The sequence below is a fragment of the Vibrio tapetis subsp. quintayensis genome (genome assembly GCF_030409945.1).
GTDB lineage: Bacteria > Pseudomonadota > Gammaproteobacteria > Enterobacterales > Vibrionaceae > Vibrio > Vibrio quintayensis.
Genome location: NZ_JAUFQV010000035.1, coordinates 210,513 through 231,365 on the forward strand (window position 1 = coordinate 210,513; position 20,853 = coordinate 231,365).

The window sequence follows — 20,853 nt, forward strand, 5'->3', positions numbered from 1 at the left end:
GATATTGTGTGAAAGGAAAAGACATTAAGATGAGAATCGAAACAACTCGTTTGAAAATGGCGCCGATTCAACAGCAAGATTGGGAACTGTTTGAGGCGCTTCACAGTGACCCAGCGGTTATTGCTTTGTGTTTTGATCAACCTGAGGTCAAAGAGCTTGAACAGAAGTTTTGTGCGCGCCTGACCCCTTGGACGCGGAATCTTGATTCTTGGCTTTGTTTGGTGATGACGGATAAATCGACAGGTACGGCAATAGGTATTACGGGATTCATTGTACGTGAGAATGTTGCTGAAGTTGGGTACCTTTTGCTACCGGAGTTTCATGGTAATCAATATGGTACAGAGTCACTTCGGGCGTTGTTAGACTGGGCAGATATCAATCATGAGTTCGCTGGATACAAAGCGGTCGTAACGGAAGGAAATGTCGGATCACAGCGTGTATTACTTAAGTGTGGATTTATATTGGAGAACATCGTTGATGAAGCGTATGAGATTGGAGGGCGACTGTATGCGGACCATATCTATCGACGTTGCTAGCTGGGAATAGTTAATATGTGTTGGACGTATTCGGCGACGCTCACATAGAATAACCTAATGAGCATCGCTTATTTCGAATCCATGAAAGGCGCGTTATGCAACCCAAGTAAGGGCGAGCAGAATAATAACGGCTGAAGTCGCCAGGAACATAGTTGCGATTGTTGCGACTTCGACTAAAGTAGAAGGTTTCGTCGCCGTTACTGCTTCAGTTGTTTTTTCAGTGTCTAATACTGATAGTAGAGCTGAGTTCATTTTATCCACCTTATGTAATAATTTTTCAAATTTCGTGCGAATTTTACTCGATTTGTGACAAAGGTCAAATATATTTGGTAATTAAATTACGCATATTTTCTATTGTTATGGATTAATAAATCTAATGCATAAGGCTGCGTTAGTATTAGTTCATAGTCACAAAATCTACTCGCATTGGGCGCTGCTAGCCATTACCATATGCATCTAATTAAAATCAGTAAGTGGTTCATCTATGTCTTTTCCTTCTTGCCCAAATTGCCAATCTGACTATGTCTATCAAGATCAAAGTAATTTACTTTGCCCTGAATGCGCTTATGAATGGAACCCTGCAGAAGAGCTTGAAAATGCGGAAGCAGCAGCAATTAAAGATGTTAACGGTGTGAAATTAGAACAAGGTGATAAAGTTGTTTTTATTAAAGACCTAAAGATTAAGGGCAGCTCTAAAGTGCTTAAAATCGGTGCTAAAGGGATCATTCGACGTATTGTAGAGGGTAAAGATCACCAGCTTGATTGCAAAATTGATGGCATTGGTGAAATGATGGTTACCGCTAAATACGTAAAAAAAGCCCAATAACACGTTATTACAGCGCTTATCAAGGATGAACATGCAAGCACAAAATACAATCGAAAAAGTAGCAATCGTCACTGGAGGTAGTAGAGGAATTGGGGCTGCAACGTCACAGTTGCTGGCTTCGAAAGGCTACTCGGTTTGCATTAATTATCGCAGTAATTCTGAGCAAGCTAAGCGAGTGGTTGAACAAATTCGAAAAACCGGTGGGGAAGCTTTTTGTTTTCAAGCGGATGTATCCGTTGAATCTGATGTTCACGCTTTGTTTGATGCTGTCAATAGACGCTACGGTGTGGTCACTCATCTGGTGAACAATGCCGGTATTCTTTTTACTCAGTCGACTCTAGCTGACATCGACCTAGAACGTTTTAACAAAGTGATGATGACCAATGTCGGTAGCTGTTTTTTATGTTCCAAAGCGTTCATTAAGCAGGCAGATGATTATGGATCCATTGTAAACGTTTCTTCCGCTGCTTCCCGAACTGGTGCCCCTTTTGAGTATGTTGATTATGCTGCATCAAAAGGCGCTATGGACTCGTTAACAAAAGGCCTATCATTAGAGTTGGCGGGCCAAGGTATACGTGTGAATGGTGTTAGGCCTGGTTGTATTCATACTGAAATGCACGCAGATGGTGGTGAACCTAACCGAGTAGATCGCCTCGCGAGTCAGTTACCATTGCAAAGAGGCGGAACACCAGAAGAAGTGGCGGAAGCAATTGCTTGGCTTTTATCTGATGAAGCGTCCTATGTTACAGGGAGTTTTATCGATATTGCGGGTGGCAGGTAAGGGGCACTTTTTGACCTGTTAGGTTTGATCACGCTGTTAAAAGCAACTAACATGGTTTCTATAAATGCAGCGTAAACAAAAAGGAGGAATATTCATGGATGTGTGCAAGTTAAACTTTGCGCCAATTTTTTGGTACGGCAAAGACTCAAGTTTTCAACTTATCGTGTTGCGATAACCTAAGCTTGAGCGAAGTTTTAATTCAATTCTAGAGACCCTTCACTCTAGCTTACTAGGTTGTTGTCAGCAGCTATGACGACCGCGCTTTGACGCGCATAAAACTTGAGTAAGCACAATGAGCACATTACTAACAGCACAAAACCTTTCCTATGACGTTACTTCAGGCCCGTTATTTGAAGCGATTTCGTTTACCTTAAATAAAGGTGATAAAATCGGACTGATAGGCACCAATGGTTGTGGAAAAAGTACCCTTTTAAAATTACTAAACAACGAATTATCCAACTTTGGCGGTGATGTTTCGTTGTCTCACCAATGTAAAATGGCAAGAGTCGAGCAACAACTACCTAGCCACCTACACAATAAAACCATGCTTGATGCTGTGGTTGAGAATCTCCCCGAAGATCTTCGTCTGTCTGATGAATGGCGCGGTCAGGTATTGTTAGCAAGCATGGATTTTGATGAATTGTATTGGCAAAAACCAATCAGTACATTAAGCGGCGGTCAACATGCAAGACTGCTGATTGCTCGAGCGTTAATGTTGGAGCCGGATTTACTGCTATTAGATGAACCAAGTAACCACTTAGATCTTCCTACGCTATTATGGCTAGAGGGCTTTTTACTTAAATGGAAAGGTACCTTTGTGGTGGTTTCTCACGATCGTCGGTTATTGGACAAAGTAACCAACAGCACGTGGGTCATGAGAGATAAAACACTGCATCACTTTGCTCTCAATTGTACCCAGGCGAGGCAAGCATTAGCAGAACGTGATCAAACCGATGCCATTCGTAGAGAGTCAGAACAAAAAGAAATAGACAGAATTGAAAAAAGTGCCAGCCGGTTAGCCATCTGGGGGCGCGACTTCGATAATGAAAGCTTTGCAAAAAAAGCAAAGAGCATGGAAAAGCGGGTACAGAGCTTAAAATCTTGCCAGACACAACTCGGCGAAGTAGAACCCTGGCGGCTTCGTTTAATTGGCGAATCGATGCCCGCAAATCGGATTCTCGAATTAGCTGAGTACTCGGTTGTACCGGCTGAAGGCGCAGAAACCCTGTTTCAGGTATTGTTCCAACAGATAAAAAGTGGCGACCATGTTGCTATCATGGGTAAAAATGGATGCGGTAAATCATCGTTATTACGTATGTTGTGGCAAAATTATCAGCAAGCCAACCACTCGAGCGAAAAACATAGCCAACGTCAAAGGTTGGGGGTATTCCACCCACAGGTAAGGCTAGGGTACTACGATCAGGGGTTGAATCAACTTCATGACCACGATTGCCTGCTTGATGCGCTATATTCGTTCTACCCAGACTCTCAAGAGCGACGAAAAATGGCTTTGATCAGTGCGGGGTTCGCCTATGAACGCCATGCGCAAAAAGTGTCGGAACTCAGTGGTGGGGAACGATCTCGATTGTTATTTGTAGGGCTGACTTTAGCGAACTACCACTTTTTGATGTTAGATGAGCCAACCAATCACTTGGATATTGACGGCAAAGAAGAATTGGCGGAAACGATCAAGACATTTGCTGGAGGACTTATTCTAGTGAGCCATGATCGCGAGTTGATTGAAAAATCATGCAATCGATTTTGGTACATCGAAGGTAGTAAGCTACAAGAAATGGATGGAGCAGAGCAAATTCATCGAGCTATGACCGACCACTATTGTCCTGATGCGCAGGCGTCAGTGCAAACTTCGGTAGAGTCTTCTGAACCATCAATGTTATGTGGAGAGATCTCGGTGAGTCTTGTTGATCATCATGACGACGCATTGTTGGAAAGACTTTTCGTTCTTGAGGCTCTGCTTGAAGATGACTTAGGGCGCAAGTTAAAACGGCAGAAACCTTTAATGCAATCTCAATGGAAACAGGAAATTGAATACATAAACGGGTTGTTGGACTTAACCTAGTAAACCGAACATATTAGGAAGGATATTGGGCGAGAGATACGTCCAATACTCATTGTTAACTTTGTCGAACCAACTTACCTAGTCTAATCAACTTATCTAACGAACAGTGCGAGAAAACCCATGTCAGAACTCTATACTAGCTTCGCAAAACAATACGATCACGCTGTGCAAGACAATATTTACAACGCGCACTTGGAAAGACCCTCGCTGCAAGCCATGCTTGGTGGAGTTAAAGGAAAGGAAGTGCTGGATTTGGGCTGTGGCAGCGGAGTTTATGCGCAGTACTTGCTGGAAAACGGAGCCGCAAAGGTTACCTGCATCGATTATTCCCAAGATATCGTGGATATTGTTAAAAGCCAGTTTGGGTCTCAAGTACATGCGTATGTAGAAGATCTTTCTCAAGGCGTTACCGCGGAATTAAGTGAGAGTGCTGATCTCGTCATTTGCCCTTTAGTTGTCCACTATTTCGAAGATCTTCAGCCATGTTTTGATGATATTGCTCGTGTTCTTAAACCTGGCGGAATTTTTTGTTTTTCTACTCATCACCCATTTGCCGATTTTGAATGTTCAGTGTCGGGAAATTATTTTGAGCGTGAATTGGTAGAAGAGACTTGGGATACGGTAGGCGAGCCTGTTGAAGTTCGCTTTTATCGTCGTTCACTTACTGAAATCATGCAAGCGATCACTCGCGCTGGTCTTGTTGTGACTCAATTGTCTGAGGGGCAAGTGTCAGAAAAAGTAAAAGTTATATCGTTAGAGAAATATGAGTATTTGTCGAAAAACCCGAATTTTATCTTCATAAAATGCGAGAAAATATAGTGATCAGCTGATCGATTTTAAAAGCTTATTTATAAAAAAGCTCATCATGATGGTACTCATGACGAGCTTCTTTTAATCAATCACTAGAGCTATGGCTAAGCTATAGCCAATCTCCTCGTAATTGCGCGACTTTCTCAAACATCACGTCACTGGTTGCCTCTTTTGATGGGACGGGTTGACCCGCTTCAACTTCCAGCTTGGTCCAGAATCGAGTAGGTCGGTGGCTGCACGCACGGCCTCGTTCATTAGCTCGGCTAAAGAAACTGCCCCAGAGGCCTTTCAATGCCATTGGAACGACAGGTACTGGTGAGCGACGCAATATCAGATCTATGCCGCGCATAAATGGCCTCATGCTGCCATCAGAGGTTAAACGTCCTTCAGGGAAAATACAGACCACTTCACCACGGTTTAGCGCTTTTTCTATTTGAACAAACGCACTGCGGATTGAGCGAGCGTTAGTGCCATCAATCGGAATCACGCCACCATTTTTGAGTAAACGCTTAAGTGGTCGTAGATGAGCGTATTCTTCTTCCATCACAAAAGTCAGGTGACGCTTATTCGCGCTGATCATGACCAAAGCGTCCATATAGCTAACGTGGTTACACACGATAAGTGCACCGCCATCTTTAGGTATAAAATCTAAATTTTTATGCGTCACACGGTACATGGTGTGAGTAAATAACTTGATGGCTAACCTAGATACATACATAGGTGATTCCATGAAAACATGGTAAGCCACAAACAGGTTGAGCGCAGATAGAATTAAGAATAGCTGCAGAATAGACAATTCAATGACGGATAAACAAACAATGCCGAGAATAGCACTGCCGACCATGAAAATGGCGTTATAGATGTTATTGGCCGCAATCACTTGAGCCCGTTCTGTCTCTTTTGCTTTGGTCTGCATTACGGTGTACAACGGCACGATAAATATACCACCGGATACGCCGATCATTAACAAGCTTCCAAATACCGGCCACAGTTCAGGGTAACTAATAAAGTCAATAAACCCGTTAAGCTGCGGAATGGTGCTAGGGACAGTGACGGCTAACAGCATTCCAAAGACACTGATTCCGAAACTGCCAATAGGGACAATACCCAGTTGCACTTTATTTTTAGAGAGTTTGTCACAGACGAAAGATCCAATAGCGATGCCAATTGAAAACAGAGCGAGTAAGAAAGAAACCGCGCTTTCGCTGCCGTTAAGGTGCAATTTGGCGAAGTTAGGGAATTGAGTTAAATAGCTGGCACCAAGAAACCAGAACCAACTAATGGATAAAATGGCCTGGTGGATTACTTTATCTTGTTTGGCTATGGCGATAGTGTGCTTGGTTTGAGAAACCGGACGCCATTCAAATTTCGTATCTGGTGCGGTGGCATCGGCTTTCGGAATAAAGCGACAGGCAATGTAACCACATACCGCAAACAAGATGACACAAGCGGCTGCTACATAAGTTGCGTTGTCTGATGAAGCGATGATTCCAGCGCCCAGAGTTCCAAGCAAAATAGCTAAAAATGTGCCGGTTTCAACCAACGCATTACCTGATACTAATTCTTCTTTTTTCAAATGTTGCGGTAGCAATGCGTATTTTACGGGGCCAAAGAAGGCGGACTGAGTGCCCATTAAGAACAGTAATAGCAGTAAAATAAGATAGCTTTGAGTAATAAAGCCGATCGCACCTAAAAGCATGATGCCAATTTCAGCCAGCTTTACTTTACGGATGAACCAAGACTTTTCATATTTGTCTGCCAACACACCCGCCGTTGCTGAAAATAAGAAAAAGGGCAGGATAAATAGACCAGCAGCAAGATTGATGAATAAATTACTAGAAACCGGTAGTGCTTGCGCACTAGCAAAGGCAACAAACAACAGTAAAACGTTCTTAAAAATATTATCGTTGAAGGCGCCAAAAAACTGGGTAATAAAGTAAGGTAAAAAACGCCTTTTCTTCAGTAACGAAGAAGAACTCTGGTTAGACATGGTAATCCTTTACGCTTGCCAAGAAGAGAGATAGTTAGAAAGTAGGCTATCAATGAGCAGTCGTCCGTCCATCGGTGTTGAAGAGAAAAATTTATCGTCAACGCTGAGTAACGTAATGCCATGTACACCGGCCCATAATACACGACTGGCTTCTAATACTTGCTCGTGGGAGTGGCTGTTAGTGTGCATAGCGACCAAACCCTCTAGCATGCCCGTCATTTTATCAATACGCGTTGATTGCCATTCAGGAAGTTCTTCGCCATTCATCGTGTGCTGGAAAATAAGCTGCCAGCGATGCGGATGTTCTACAGCAAAGTCGTGGTAGCAATAAGCTAACTTATGCAATGCGTCTGTAGCGCCTTGAGAATCGGATACCGCGAGTTCGGCAAGCTCTGCAAGTTCATCTAAGGTTTGTGCTACCGCTTGAAGTAACAGCAGATTATAGCTACCAAACACATTAACCAGAGTGCTCGGCACATACCCAATTTTAGTGGCGATTTTTCGTAGGCTAAGCTCGTGATGAGGGTGCTCGTTTAAAAACAGCTTTACTTGATTGAGTGTAATTGCAACCAACTCTTCTCTTGTGTGATCGTTACGTCTAGCCATGGGTCGTTTAATAAAATGAACAATGTTCATTATTTTATGTATCGCTACGAGAACGGTCAAGGGAAGTTGGGGCTTAAATGGCAATATTCTGAAACATAGTTTTTTTCATCTGTATTCCTTTGTTGACGGTGACAGGCTATGATGAAGTTGTCTTATTAATAAAATATCTCTTAATGAGGGGAAGAATGAAACGTCTCTTTACGATTGTTGCCCTACTGATGATATCAGTGACGGCAGCACCAATAGCAGAAGCCAAAAAATTTGGTGGTGGTAAGTCTTTTGGCAAAAGCTTTAAAACAGCGCCTGCGCCGAAGCAAAATGCGACCAACACGAGCAGCATTAACCAGAACAAAGCAACCAACAGCAAAAAAGGCTTGATGGGTGGTTTGATGGGCGGACTCCTAGCTGGTGGCTTACTTGCTGCTTTCTTCGGTGGTGCGTTTGAAGGCATCCAGTTCATGGATATCTTGATCATGGGCTTAATTGCATTTGTTGCGTTTAAGTTCCTAAAAGGAATGCTTGGCGCTAAACAAGGCACGATGCGACAAGGCCAGCAGCCTGCGTATTCTGGTGGCTCACAAGATATGTTCAAGTCAAAGTCTGAACCACAGTCAAATGTGCACAACTTTGAGCAATCTCAGCCAGCTTCAGGTGGTTTTGGTTCAACGGCTGGCAGCGATGTTCCGCATAACTTCCCACCAGGGTTCGATCAAGCAGCATTCATTAATGGTTCTCGTGAGCACTACCGCACAATTCAAGGTGCGTGGAATCATAATCAACTAGAAACCATTGAAGAATACGTTTCACCAAGCTTGTTCGCAGACCTAAAATTAGAACGCGAGAAACTGGATGGCGATCAGCATACTAACGTAATGTACGTTGATGCAGAAATTGTACGTGCGGAATACGACGCCTCAATGGCTCAACTAAGCCTTCAGTTTAGCGGCCGCTACCGTGATGATGTTGAAAGTGTCGAAGAAGACATTACCGACGTATGGCATTTGGAACGCGACCTAACAGCACCTAATGCACCATGGTTGATTGTTGGTATTCAGGCTTAATCCATAGCTAAACCATATTATCTAAGCGGCAATACATGAAAATGTATTGCCGTTTTTTTTTAAGTTTTTTGCGTCGTTTTTCATTCTTCATTGTTTCTTTTCGTCCATCCGAATTACGTCAGTTTTCCGTTTATTTGAAATGGAATTGATATTTCTATCAGTGATATCTCTCACTTTTTGTTTCCTTTCCTGTTTCTAGATCTTGACCGTGATCACAGCCTTAATTATTGCTCCGTGCATTTTTTTATAGCGGCGTTAGGATTCATCGAAACGTTTCGATGAGTGTTTTCTCTCAATATAAAACTCGATTAACATGGCCAAGAAACAGGTAAGACAATGAAAAAAAGTACCCTAATAAATGCCGATTTGACCTATTTAGCTGCCACGCTAGGCCATACTGACGAGATCACTATTTGTGACGCAGGCTTGCCTATTCCAGACCAAGTGAAACGTATCGACTTGGCTCTGACTGAAGGCGTGCCTAGATTTATTGATACAGTGAAAGTGATGTTGAGTGAACTTCAAATTGAAGGTGTCATCATCGCTGAAGAGTTTGCCACCGTTAGCCCCGAGCACCACCGCGAATTAGTCGAAGAATTGAAGTTAGAAGAACAGCGTTGTGGTAAATCCATCGCAATCAATTACGTTTCTCATGATGTGTTTAAAACGCAGACGGCCAACAGCCGAGCGATTGTCAGAACCGGTGAGTTTACACCATACGCAAATGTGATTTTTCAAGCGGGTGTGGTGTTTTAGCCCAGTAAACATCAGGCAAACAACCACAAGATTTAATCAATAAGGACTCAACATGACTCAAGCCATTTTAGAACTGAATGAGATTGAAAAAGCGTTTCCCGGTGTGAAGGCGCTGGATAAAGCGAGCCTTAACGTTTACTCAGGTCGAGTGATGGCTTTGATGGGTGAGAATGGTGCGGGTAAATCTACTTTGATGAAAGTGCTGACTGGTATTTACAGTAAAGACGCTGGTTCAATTACGTACCAAGGTTCGCCGTGCTCCTTTCAAGGGCCAAGAGATTCGCAGCATGCTGGTATTAGCATCATTCACCAAGAGCTGAACTTAATCCCTGAATTAACTATCGCAGAGAACATTTTTTTGGGTAGAGAGATGACAGGTGCAATGGGGCGCATTCTTTGGAGTGATATGTACCAAGCGGCTGACAAATTGCTGGCTCGATTAAATGTGAAACATAGTTCGAAAACTCTGCTCGGGGAGTTAAGTCTTGGCGAGCAGCAGATGGTTGAAATAGCCAAAGCGCTGTCGTTTGAATCCAAAGTCATCATTATGGATGAGCCAACCGATGCGTTAACGGACACCGAAACCGAGTCACTGTTTGACGTGATTAACGAATTGAGAGAGCAAGGCTGTGGCGTTGTGTATATTTCTCATCGTTTAAAAGAAATATTTGAAATTTGTGATGATATTACCGTATTGCGTGATGGGCGTTTTATTGGTGAATGTGCGGTAGTCGACACCGATGAAGACACATTGATAGAAATGATGGTAGGCCGAAAGCTAGATGAACAGTATCCACGTGTCGACGCCGAGCACGGTACAACCTGCTTAGAAGTTCGAAATCTGACAGGGTCGGGCGTTGAAAATGTGAACTTTAAGTTAGATCACGGAGAGATACTCGGTGTGTCTGGGTTAATGGGGGCAGGCCGAACAGAACTAATGAAAGTGATTTATGGCGCACTGAGTCGTGAATCAGGTGAAGTGATTTTACAAGGACAAAGTATTGATCCTCGCTCTCCACAAGAAGGGTTGGCCAGTGGCATTGCGTATATTTCAGAAGACCGAAAGGGCGACGGCTTGGTATTGGGGTTGTCAGTCAAAGAAAATATGTCTTTGTGTGCATTAGATCAGTTAACTCACCGAGGACGAATTCAACACGCTGCAGAAGTCATGGCAGTGGAAGATTTCATAACACTTTTCAATATTAAAACGCCGAGTCGTGATCAGATCATTGGTAATTTATCTGGAGGTAATCAACAGAAAGTCGCGATTGCTAAAGGACTCATGACTCGCCCCAAATTATTGATATTGGATGAGCCGACTCGTGGCGTTGATGTCGGAGCGAAGAAAGAAATCTATCAATTGATTAATAAATTCAAAGCAGAAGGAATGAGCATCATTCTTGTTTCTTCTGAAATGCCTGAAGTTCTGGGCATGAGCGACCGCATTATCGTGATGCACGAAGGTCACATCAGTGGCGAGTTCGACGCGCAAGATGCAAACCAAGAAAAACTAATGGCGTGTGCCGTGGGCAAAACGTTGAATGAGGAAGCAGCATGAGTACTAACACCACGAGTAACCAAACCATGAAGAGTCAAACCGAACCAAAGAAAAAGTCTCTAATTAGTAAAGAGTGGCTGATCGAGCAAAAGTCATTGATAGCGTTAATATTTTTGATTGTTGTCGTGTCATTTTTGAACCCTAACTTTTTTACCGTCGACAACATACTTAATATTCTACGCCAGACCTCAGTTAACGCGATCATCGCCGTCGGCATGACCTTAGTTATTTTAACTGCGGGCATTGATTTGAGTGTTGGTTCGGTACTGGCACTTTGCGGAGCATTCGCGGCGAGCTTAATTGCCATGGAAGTTCCGGTGTTAATTGCTGTGCCTACGGCGTTACTTGCTGGTGCTGCCTTAGGGGCGATCAGCGGGATAATCATCGCAAAAGGTAAGGTACAAGCGTTTATCGCTACTTTGGTCACCATGACGTTATTGCGCGGTGTCACTATGGTTTACACCGAAGGTCGTCCAATATCGACCGGTTTTACCGATACCGGTGATGCATTTGCGTGGTTTGGTACAGGTTATGCGCTAGGAATTCCGGTACCGGTATGGCTAATGGTTATTGTGTTTGCTTCGGTTTGGTACCTGTTAAACCATACTCGCTTTGGCCGTTACATCTACGCACTCGGTGGTAATGAATCAGCAACTCGCTTATCTGGAATCAACGTAGACCGTGTGAAGATCGGTGTATACGCGATATGTGGTCTACTTGCGGCACTTGCCGGTCTCATCGTCACTTCTCGACTTTCTTCTGCTCAACCAACGGCTGGTATGGGCTATGAACTCGATGCCATTGCTGCCGTGGTACTAGGTGGTACAAGCCTAGCGGGTGGACGTGGGCGAATTATGGGAACTTTGATTGGAGCACTGATCATTGGCTTCCTGAATAACGCATTGAATTTACTTGATGTTTCCTCGTACTACCAGATGATTGCGAAAGCAGTGGTTATCTTGCTGGCAGTGCTTATTGATAATAAAAATAAATAGATAAATAAACCATAACCTCCAATAACGTGAAATAGACGAGCCTTACATGCAGTTTGGCTCCAATAATACAAAGGATGATAACAATGAAAAAGATAGCAACCCTAATCTCTGCAGCAGTACTTTCTGCCTCTGTATCTGTGTCTGCACAAGCGCAAGATACGATTGCAATTGTACTGTCTACACTCAATAACCCATTTTTCGTTACCATGAAAGATGGTGCGGAAGCGAAAGCTGAAGAGCTTGGGTACAAATTGATAGTGTTGGATTCGCAAAACGATCCAAGCAAAGAGCTATCAAATATTGAAGATCTGACGGTTCGAGGCGTTAAAGCAATTTTGATCAACCCAACGGACTCTGATGCGGTTTCTAACGCGATTCGTATGGCAAACCGAGCTAAGGTGCCAGTACTTACTTTAGATCGCGGTGCTAGCCGAGGTGACGTTGTGAGCCACATTGCTTCTGATAATGTAATCGGTGGTGAAATGGCGGGTCACTTTATTGCAGAAACCGTAGCAGACAACGCGAAAGTGATTCAACTAGAAGGTATTGCCGGGACTTCAGCTGCACGTGAGCGTGGTGAAGGTTTCATGAACGCTGTAAAAGCAAGCAAATTGGAACTAGTAGCAAGCCAACCCGCTGATTTTGACCGTACTAAGGGTCTAAACGTGATGGAAAACTTACTGGCTGCTAACCCTGATGTACAAGCTGTTTTTGCACAAAATGATGAAATGGCACTGGGCGCATTACGTGCAGTTCAAGCATCAGGTAAAGACATTAAAATCATTGGTTTTGACGGTACTGAAGATGGGATTGCTGCTGTAAATAGAGGTAAGCTTGCTGCAACAGTAGCACAACAACCAGATATGATCGGTGCGCTAGGTGTTGCTACGGCAGACAAAGTTCTTAAAGGTGACAAAGTGGATGCATACATCCCGGTAGCCCTGAAGATTATTACTAAGTAATCACAAGCATAGTCATGGGGAGGGCGGTGCTCTCCTCATCTTTTCTCAATAAAGAGTAAATAGGTTTGTGTGTTCAAACCTATGTATTTTTCGATGTAATCAAGGATATTAATATGAATAAGTTGGTGGTTTTAGGCAGCGTAAATGCTGACCACGTTCTTCAGGTGCCTTCTTTTCCTCGCCCAGGGGAAACGCTTCATGGCCGCAACTATCAAGTTATTCCCGGAGGAAAAGGTGCTAATCAAGCGGTGGCGGCTGCTAGATTAAATGCCGATGTTGGTTTTATTGCCTGTGTAGGTGACGATGCGTTTGGCATTAATATCCGCGAAAGTTTCCGTGCCGATGGGATCAATACCCAAGGAGTCAAGCTACAGCCAAACTGCCCAACGGGCATCGCGATGATTCAAGTTTCTGATAGTGGTGAAAATAGCATCTGTATCTCGGCCGAAGCGAACGATCGTTTAACCGCGCAATCATTAGAGCCGCATCTAGACCAAATACGTGAAGCTCAGTATCTTTTGATGCAACTAGAAACGCCGATTGATGGTATTGAACAAGCGGCTAAAGTAGCAAAAGAGAGCCGCACAACGGTTATTCTGAACCCAGCGCCTGCTCGCCCGCTTTCTGATGAATTGCTTAACCGAGTTGATGTGATTACCCCCAATGAAACAGAAGCTGAAGTGCTGACAGGCATTACAGTGACGGATGATATTTCAGCCCAAGAGGCGGCAAATGCTTTGCACCTCAAAGGGATTGAAATTGTCATGATAACGCTCGGCTCAAAGGGTGTGTGGTTAAGTCAAAACGGCCGAGGTGAGTCAATTCAAGGCTTTAAAGTGGATGTTACCGATACCACTGCCGCAGGGGACACATTTAACGGCGCACTTGTTACTGGCTTATTAGAAGATATGCCTTTAGAATCAGCCATTAAATTTGCTCATGCAGCCGCAGCAATTTCTGTGACTCGTTATGGCGCTCAAACCTCTATTCCAAAACGACAAGAGGTTGAAGGCTTTTTAGTTGACCATCATTAAGGAATACACATGGCTACGATGAAAGATATTGCAAGACTTGCAGGTGTTTCAACTTCTACCGTTAGCCATGTGATCAACAAATCTCGTTATGTCAGTGAAGAGATTTCAGAACGCGTTAATAATGCAGCGAAAGAGCTAAACTACGCGCCATCAGCCCTCGCTCGTAGCTTAAAGCTCAACAGAACCAATACCATTGGTATGCTAGTGACAACATCAACGAATCCCTTTTTTGGTGAAGTGGTCAAAGGCGTGGAACGACGCTGCTACCAGCAAAACTACAACCTGATTCTCTGTAATACTGAAGGCGATAATGAACGCATGAAAGCGTCAATAGACACGCTGTTACAGAAGCGAGTTGATGGCTTAATTTTGATGTGCTCAACGTTAGAAGGGGAGCGAATTGACGTCTTCGATCGATACGCTGATCTACCTGTAGTTGTTATGGATTGGGGCCCGATCCACTTTGCGAGTGACAAAATTCAAGACAACTCTTTGTTGGGAGGATACCTTGCAGCGAAGCACTTAATTGAAGCTGGCCACACTAAAATTGGTTGCATTACAGGGCCATTAAATCGCCATCAAGCACTTATGCGCTATGAAGGTTACAAACGCGCGATGAATGAAAATAAGCTAGAGATTAACGCAGACTGGATTTTGGAAGCTGACTTTGAATGCGAAGGAGGATACCAAGCATTCAAAACCTTACTTACATTGCGCAACAGTAATAAAGAATTACCAACCGCACTCTTTGTCTCTAATGACATGATGGCCATGGGGGCGATCAATGCGGCTGTTGAGAGCGGTGTGAGTATTCCAGATGATATATCGCTAATTGGTTACGATGATATTCACATCGCTAAATTTATGACGCCGTCACTGACGACCATTCACCAGCCTAAATATCGACTTGGGCGAGCGGCGGTAGACACGTTACTAAATAAGCTAGAAAAGAAAACTGATCAACCACAAGTGGTTCAATTAGAACCTACCTTAGTTGAACGAAGCAGTGTGAAGCAGGTGGTCTAACACTTTTAGGATGTGTTTAGCTATTAAAAAAGCCCGCTAATTAATAATTAGCGGGCTTTTTGTCTAGTAAGCTGCGGAATTAAGCGTTTGCTTCACTCGCTTGCTCAGCTTGGATCGCAGTCAGTGCAACTGTGTAAACGATGTCGTCTACTAGTGCGCCACGAGACAAGTCATTAACAGGTTTGCGCATGCCTTGCAGCATTGGACCGATTGAAACTAGGTCAGCTGAACGCTGTACTGCTTTGTATGTTGTGTTACCCGTGTTTAGGTCTGGGAATACAAATACGGTTGCTTTACCAGCTACTGGAGAATTAGGCGCTTTAGAAGCGGCTACGTTTTCCATGATTGCTGCATCGTACTGAAGAGGACCATCAATGATCAAGTCAGGACGTTTAGCTTGAGCTAGCTTAGTTGCTTCACGTACTTTATCAACGTCTGCACCCTTACCAGATTCACCAGTAGAGTAAGAAATCATTGCAACACGAGGGTCGATGCCAAATGCCGCTGCAGAATCTGCAGACTGGATAGCGATTTCAGCAAGTTGCTCTGCGTTTGGATCTGGGTTGATCGCACAGTCACCGTAAACCAACACTTGGTCAGGTAGAAGCATAAAGAATACAGAAGATACGATAGAAGCATCTGGTGCAGTCTTGATGATTTGGAACGGAGGAACGATGGTGTTCGCCGTTGTGTGGACAGCACCAGAAACCAGACCGTCAACTTCGTTATTCTCAAGCATCATTGTGCCTAGGAATACAGAATCTTGCAGTTTCTCGCGAGCCACAACTTCCGTCATGCCTTTCGCGCCACGAAGCTCAACCAAACGAGCAACGTAGTTTTCACGTACTGCTTCAGAGTCGATGATTTCAACGCCAGCGCCTAGCTCAACACCTTGCTGAGTTGCCACGCGACGGATTTCTTCAGGGTTACCTAGAAGAACACACGTTGCGATGCCGCGCTCAGCACAGATAGCAGCTGCTTTAACTGTACGTGGCTCATCACCTTCAGGAAGAACGATGCGCTTGCCAGCTTTACGAGCAAACTCAGTTAGCTGGTAACGGAATGCAGGTGGGCTTAGACGACGGATACCTTGAGTACCTTCGCTTAGAGAGTCGATCCATGGGCCGTCGATGTGGCTTGCAACGTGATCATTGATGAACTCGATGCGCTCTTTATCGTCAGCAGGCACTTCTAGGCTGAAGCTTTGCAGGTTCAATGACGTCTGCCAAGTGTTACCTTGAGCTTTGAAGATCGGCAAACCAGTTTCAAATGCTGGCTTACATAGGTCGCTGATTTGCTCAGGAATGTCGTAACCGCCTGTTAGTAAAATAGCACCGATTTCAACGCCGTTTTTAGCTGCAAGAGCGGCTGCAACGATTACGTCTGGGCGGTCAGCTGAAGTTACTAGCAGTGAACCTGGCTTAAAGTGCTCAATCATGTGAGGAAGAGAACGTGCACAGAACGTGATGCTCTTAATACGACGTGACTCAATGTCACCTTCGTTGATGATTTCTGCATTTAGGTGTTTTGCCATGTCGCATGCACGAGTGGCGATTAGGTCGATGCTCCATGGCACGCAACCTAGTACACGAACTGGAGAAGTGTTGAAGATTTCCATCACTTTCATTTCGTTTTGTTTCGCGCTGTCTGCATCATCAAAGATTTCAGATAGATCTGGACGAGTACGGCCAGCTTCATCAACAGGAGCATTTAGCTTGTTGATGATAACGCCTGAAATGCTTTTGTTTTTAGTGCCGCCGAAATTTGAACATGCAATTTCGATACGCTCTTTAAGTTGCGCTGGGTTATCAGTGCCAGGCGTTGCAACAAAAACGATTTCTGCGCCAAGTGTTTTAGCAATTTCTGCGTTCACTTGGTTTGCGAACGGGTGCTTACGAGTAGGGACTAAACCTTCGATCAGTGTTACATCAGTATCATTGACCTGGTTATAACGCTCAACCACTGTTTCTAATAGCACGTCCATTTTTTCGCTACCAATCAGCGTTTCTGCTTCTGGCATTGGAATTGACGTAGCAATCTTCATATCGCTGTTCGCACTAACGATCGTTGAAGTTAGATCTGGAATATCACCACCGCTGCGAGGTTGAGCGATAGGTTTGAAGAAAGAAACTTGAACGCCTTTGCGTTCCATAGAGCGAAGAACACCCATGCTAACACTAGTAAGACCAACACCAGCGCTAGTAGGGATAAGCATAATCGTACGGGACATGTGAGGAGTACCTATGACTATCTAAAAGAAACTCAACTTATTATTATGGAGTAAATTGAGCAGCTGATAAAAAACTGGCTAACCTAAGTTAGCCAGTTATTTTAAATTAAAGACCTGCTAGCTCTGCAGTGTCTTCAGCGATAACTAGCTCTTCGTTAGTAGAGATAACCATTGCTGGGATGCGGCTGTTAGCCGTAGTGATTGTGCCTTCGCCGCCGAAACGTGCTTTAAGGTTTGCTTCGCTGTCAACTTCGATGCCGAAGATGCCAAGACGGTTAAGAACCATCTCACGGATAGGACCAGAGTTCTCGCCGATACCGCCAGTGAATACGATAGCGTCTAGACGACCTTCAAGAGTTGCAGTGTAACCAGCAACGTACTTAGCAAGACGGTGACAGAACACGTCCATTGCACGTGTTGCTTCTTCTTTCTCGCCGTAGTTGTCTTCAACGAAACGACAATCAGAAGTCACTTCAGTTAGACCTTGTAGGCCAGACTCTTTAGTTAGCATGTTGTTGATTTTCTCAACAGAGTAACCAAGGTTGTCGTGCATGTGGAAAATGATAGCAGGATCGATATCACCACAACGCGTACCCATTACTAGACCTTCAAGAGGAGTAAGACCCATAGAAGTGTCTACAGATTTACCGTTCTTGATAGCACATACAGATGCGCCGTTACCTAGGTGACAGTTGATGATGTTTACTTCTTCAACTGGCTTGTCTAGTAGCGTTGCACACTCACGAGTGATGAACAGGTGAGAAGTACCGTGCATGCCGTAGCGACGGATACCGTGCTCTTTGTAAAGGTTGTACGGAAGCGCGTATAGGTAAGACTCTTCAGGCATTGTTTGGTGGAAAGCAGTATCGAACACAGCAACGTTTTTAAGTGCTGGGAATGCAGCTTGTGCTGCTTTGATACCAATGATGTGTGCAGGGTTGTGAAGAGGCGCAAGTGTTGCACAGTCTTCGATACCTTTAAGAACTTCATCAGTAATAAGTGCAGATTTAGTGAACTGCTCGCCGCCGTGTACAACACGGTGACCGATTGCTGCTAGGTTTTCAGCTAGTTCAGGCTTAGACGCGATGATAGTTTCTACCATAAACGCTAATGCTTCTTCGTGTGCAGCACCGTTACCTAGTTGAGCTTCGTGTTTACCATCAAGTTTCCACTTGATACGTGCTTCAGGAAGGTGTAGACATTCTGCAAGACCTGTTAGGTGCTCGTCGCCAGATACTGCGTCGACAACCGCAAACTTAAGAGAAGAACTACCGCAGTTTAAAACTAAAACTAGCTTAGACATGTGTATGATTACCTGTTATTTCGTCTGAAAAATTCAGTTAGGGTGAAAATCAGTAACAAGAATATAAGGTATTTATAAAACCTACATTATTCTTGCTCAAAAAACTTGAATTTCCGTATAAAAAGACACATCGATGATTTAATGACGTGCTTGCAATCCTAGCAAACAGTTCTCTTAGAGTTGCCTAAATTGTAAATAACAGCAACAATGAGATTGAGGGTTAGCTAAGGATAGCGATAATGTCTCAATATAACAAAAAAATTTGAATGCATTTTAACTAGAATCAATTTTTTTGCAGCTTTTTTTTAATGGTTGTAGATTTATTTTAGTGAGAGGTCGATATGAGTGAGAAAATAGGATTGTTCCATAGCTTAAAAGATGGCCAAAAATACATGGATATCTGGCCGGTGCGTAAAGAGTTGACACCTCTGTTTCCGGAGCAGCGTATTATTAAGGCAACGCGCTTTGGCGTCAAAGTCATGCCAGCGGTTGCTGCTATTAGTGTATTAATGCAAATGGTATTTCAAAACTCACAAGCCATGCCGCAAGCTATCGTTATGGCATTGTTCGCTATCAGCCTTCCGTTACAAGGGATGTGGTGGTTAGGCAATCGTTCTAACACTCAACTCCCTCCTGCGTTAGCCGGTTGGTATCGTGAAATTCACGGCAAAATTATTGAGGCAGGCGGTGCGCTGGAGCCGATTAAATCGAAACCTCGCTACAAAGAACTGGCCACTACGCTCAATCGTGCATTTCGCCAACTTGATAAGAGTGCACTGGAACGCTGGTTTTGAGGGAAGTGCTCAAAAGTGAAGTGCTAAAAGCTAAGTACTAAAAGCTAAGTACTGAGTGCCAAAAGCCAAACGCGATTACAGCGACGGGTTTGCTTTGAGAATACAGAAACAGCCAAAGCAAAAGTGATTTTGCTTTGGTTGTTTGTTTTTGGGTACTTTTCTTTGTAGCCTAGCAATCGGGCCTCATCCTAATGGTGTTCTTGTCAATCCCTTCTTAAAAATTACCAATTCTGAATTTGGTTAATATTCACACAGAAGATGCTGGCCGACGTTTGTCCTATCGTACGGTAAATCGGCTGGTTTTGTGTGCTATCTATCACTTATCCCGGGTTTTGTTATTTTCGTGTTAATCGTCGCTTCCATTTTGCTCTATTTACTGGTAAAAAAGTGTACAAGTGCGTAAATAAAAGCGTACAAGTCAAAATGCAATATTTTGCATCCGCTCGGAAATGCCCCATATTTCACTGGTTGCAAACACACATCAATTACTTTGCCGAATCAAGGAGTCAAGATGAAAGCAAGTCGTATTATAGTTGCAGCATTTCTAGCAGGTGCTGCGCTTATGTCTTCAACAGGTGTTATCGCGAAAACCGCTACCGTTGCAGTTTCACAAATTGTTGAGCACCCAGCGTTGGATGCTACTCGCCAAGGTTTACTCGATGGATTGAAAGCCAAGGGTTATGAAGAAGGTAAAAACTTAGAATTTGATTACAAAACCGCACAAGGTAACCCGGCGATCGCAGTACAGATTGCACGTCAATTTATCGGTGAAGAACCAGACGTTTTAGTGGGAATTGCAACACCAACAGCGCAAGCATTGGTTTCTGCTACTCGAAATATCCCAATCGTATTTACCGCCGTGACAGACCCGGTTGGTGCAAAGCTGGTTAAAACTCTTGAGAAACCAGGAAAAAACGTAACAGGCCTTTCAGATCTTTCTCCGGTTGATCAACACGTCGCGCTTATCAAAGAATTGATGCCAACAGTGAAAACAATTGGTGTTGTTTATAACCCAGGTGAAGCTAACGCAGTTTCTATTATGGAACTACTAAAAGAAAGCACGGCTAAACACGGTTTGACGTTAGTTGAAGCGACAGCATTGAAAAGTGCTGACGTACAATCGGCGACTCAAGCTATTTCTGCTAAATCTGATGTGCTTTATGCGCTGATCGATAATACAGTAGCCAGCGCAATTGAAGGTATGATCGTTGCGGCTAACCAAGCTAAAACACCTGTATTCGGTGCGGCAACCTCTTATGTTGAGCGTGGAGCAGTAGCAAGCTTAGGTTTTGATTACTACCAAATCGGCGTGCAGACTGCCGATTACGTTGCTGCGATCCTTGAAGGTGCTAACCCTGGCGATTTAGACGTGAAAGTGGCACAAGGTTCTGACTTAGTGCTTAACAAAACAGCGGCAGACAAGCTTGGTTTTGTTATTCCGAAATCAGTTCTAGATCGTGCGACGACTGTTAAATAGAAGCAGCTAGTCACAGGATATTTCGCTC

The 20,853-nt window shown here is 43.9% G+C and carries 19 protein-coding genes; 14 read left to right on the forward strand and 5 right to left on the reverse strand.

All coding sequences use genetic code 11. From position 1 onward, the window contains the following. The first annotated feature begins 29 nt into the window (after positions 1–29). Complete coding sequence (locus QWZ04_RS18355) at positions 30–536, forward strand: GNAT family N-acetyltransferase (RefSeq protein WP_290329698.1); 507 nt, start codon at positions 30–32, stop codon at positions 534–536. Positions 537–629: 93 nt separating this feature from the next. Here QWZ04_RS18355 and QWZ04_RS18360 read toward each other — a convergent pair whose 3' ends face one another. Continuing rightward, positions 630–788 (reverse strand): hypothetical protein, encoded by a 159-nt coding sequence (locus QWZ04_RS18360; RefSeq protein WP_290329699.1) that lies wholly within the window; start codon positions 786–788, stop codon positions 630–632. 232 nt (positions 789–1,020) lie between these two features. Between QWZ04_RS18360 and QWZ04_RS18365 the strand changes: the two genes are divergently transcribed. The 4 genes from QWZ04_RS18365 to QWZ04_RS18380 all read left to right on the forward strand — a co-directional run bounded on the left by QWZ04_RS18365 (position 1,021) and on the right by QWZ04_RS18380 (position 5,042). Next, positions 1,021–1,362, forward strand: a complete 342-nt coding sequence (locus tag QWZ04_RS18365; RefSeq protein ID WP_290329700.1) for a zinc ribbon domain-containing protein YjdM — start codon at positions 1,021–1,023, stop codon at positions 1,360–1,362. Between the two features lie 49 nt (positions 1,363–1,411). Then, a complete protein-coding gene (locus tag QWZ04_RS18370; RefSeq protein ID WP_290329829.1) occupies positions 1,412–2,143 on the forward strand; it encodes a glucose 1-dehydrogenase in 732 nt (243 codons plus the stop codon). A gap of 292 nt (positions 2,144–2,435) precedes the next feature. Next, positions 2,436–4,223 carry an ABC-F family ATP-binding cassette domain-containing protein gene (locus tag QWZ04_RS18375; protein ID WP_290329701.1) on the forward strand — a complete coding sequence of 596 codons (1,788 nt, stop codon included), beginning with the start codon at positions 2,436–2,438 and terminating at the stop codon, positions 4,221–4,223. 120 nt (positions 4,224–4,343) lie between these two features. After that, positions 4,344–5,042: a class I SAM-dependent DNA methyltransferase gene (locus QWZ04_RS18380; RefSeq protein ID WP_290329702.1), complete on the forward strand. Its 699-nt coding sequence runs from the start codon at positions 4,344–4,346 to the stop codon at positions 5,040–5,042. Between the two features lie 100 nt (positions 5,043–5,142). On the opposite strand, the gene QWZ04_RS18385 is transcribed toward QWZ04_RS18380, so the two are convergent. Both QWZ04_RS18385 and QWZ04_RS18390 read right to left on the reverse strand, forming a co-directional pair. Then, the gene (locus tag QWZ04_RS18385; RefSeq protein WP_290329703.1) at positions 5,143–7,023 is read right to left on the reverse strand and encodes an MFS transporter; all 1,881 of its coding nucleotides are present in this window, start codon (positions 7,021–7,023) and stop codon (positions 5,143–5,145) included. Positions 7,024–7,032: 9 nt separating this feature from the next. Further along, a complete protein-coding gene (locus QWZ04_RS18390; protein ID WP_102521870.1) occupies positions 7,033–7,629 on the reverse strand; it encodes a TetR/AcrR family transcriptional regulator in 597 nt (198 codons plus the stop codon). Positions 7,630–7,814: 185 nt separating this feature from the next. On the opposite strand from QWZ04_RS18390, the gene QWZ04_RS18395 reads away from it, so the two are divergent. From QWZ04_RS18395 to QWZ04_RS18425, 7 genes are all read left to right on the forward strand, one after another. Further along, positions 7,815–8,690 (forward strand): Tim44 domain-containing protein, encoded by an 876-nt coding sequence (locus QWZ04_RS18395; protein WP_290329704.1) that lies wholly within the window; start codon positions 7,815–7,817, stop codon positions 8,688–8,690. Between the two features lie 336 nt (positions 8,691–9,026). After that, positions 9,027–9,446 (forward strand): D-ribose pyranase, encoded by a 420-nt coding sequence (rbsD, locus tag QWZ04_RS18400; protein WP_102521868.1) that lies wholly within the window; start codon positions 9,027–9,029, stop codon positions 9,444–9,446. Between the two features lie 52 nt (positions 9,447–9,498). Continuing rightward, a complete protein-coding gene (gene rbsA, locus QWZ04_RS18405) occupies positions 9,499–11,004 on the forward strand; it encodes a ribose ABC transporter ATP-binding protein RbsA (protein WP_290329705.1) in 1,506 nt (501 codons plus the stop codon). Continuing rightward, positions 11,001–11,999 carry a ribose ABC transporter permease gene (gene rbsC / locus QWZ04_RS18410; protein WP_102521866.1) on the forward strand — a complete coding sequence of 333 codons (999 nt, stop codon included), beginning with the start codon at positions 11,001–11,003 and terminating at the stop codon, positions 11,997–11,999. The genes rbsA and rbsC overlap by 4 nt, the downstream gene beginning before the upstream one ends. A gap of 83 nt (positions 12,000–12,082) precedes the next feature. Next, entirely contained in the window at positions 12,083–12,961 is an 879-nt protein-coding gene (gene rbsB, locus QWZ04_RS18415; protein ID WP_102521865.1) for a ribose ABC transporter substrate-binding protein RbsB, read from the forward strand. Positions 12,962–13,074: 113 nt separating this feature from the next. After that, positions 13,075–13,995, forward strand: a complete 921-nt coding sequence (gene rbsK / locus QWZ04_RS18420; RefSeq protein ID WP_290329706.1) for a ribokinase — start codon at positions 13,075–13,077, stop codon at positions 13,993–13,995. A 9-nt stretch (positions 13,996–14,004) separates the two neighbouring features. Beyond that, the gene (locus QWZ04_RS18425; RefSeq protein WP_290329707.1) at positions 14,005–15,021 is read left to right on the forward strand and encodes a substrate-binding domain-containing protein; all 1,017 of its coding nucleotides are present in this window, start codon (positions 14,005–14,007) and stop codon (positions 15,019–15,021) included. A gap of 79 nt (positions 15,022–15,100) precedes the next feature. On the opposite strand, the gene pta is transcribed toward QWZ04_RS18425, so the two are convergent. Together pta and QWZ04_RS18435 are read right to left on the reverse strand one after the other, a co-directional pair. Continuing rightward, on the reverse strand, positions 15,101–17,251 hold the full coding sequence (pta, locus tag QWZ04_RS18430) for a phosphate acetyltransferase (RefSeq protein ID WP_290329708.1): 2,151 nt from the start codon (positions 17,249–17,251) through the stop codon (positions 15,101–15,103). 106 nt (positions 17,252–17,357) lie between these two features. After that, positions 17,358–18,554 carry an acetate kinase gene (locus tag QWZ04_RS18435; RefSeq protein ID WP_290329709.1) on the reverse strand — a complete coding sequence of 399 codons (1,197 nt, stop codon included), beginning with the start codon at positions 18,552–18,554 and terminating at the stop codon, positions 17,358–17,360. 341 nt (positions 18,555–18,895) lie between these two features. Between QWZ04_RS18435 and yfbV the strand changes: the two genes are divergently transcribed. After that, on the forward strand, positions 18,896–19,348 hold the full coding sequence (gene yfbV / locus QWZ04_RS18440; protein ID WP_290329710.1) for a terminus macrodomain insulation protein YfbV: 453 nt from the start codon (positions 18,896–18,898) through the stop codon (positions 19,346–19,348). 511 nt (positions 19,349–19,859) lie between these two features. Further along, positions 19,860–20,825 (forward strand): ABC transporter substrate-binding protein, encoded by a 966-nt coding sequence (locus QWZ04_RS18445; protein WP_290329711.1) that lies wholly within the window; start codon positions 19,860–19,862, stop codon positions 20,823–20,825. Positions 20,826–20,853 lie beyond the last annotated feature (28 nt).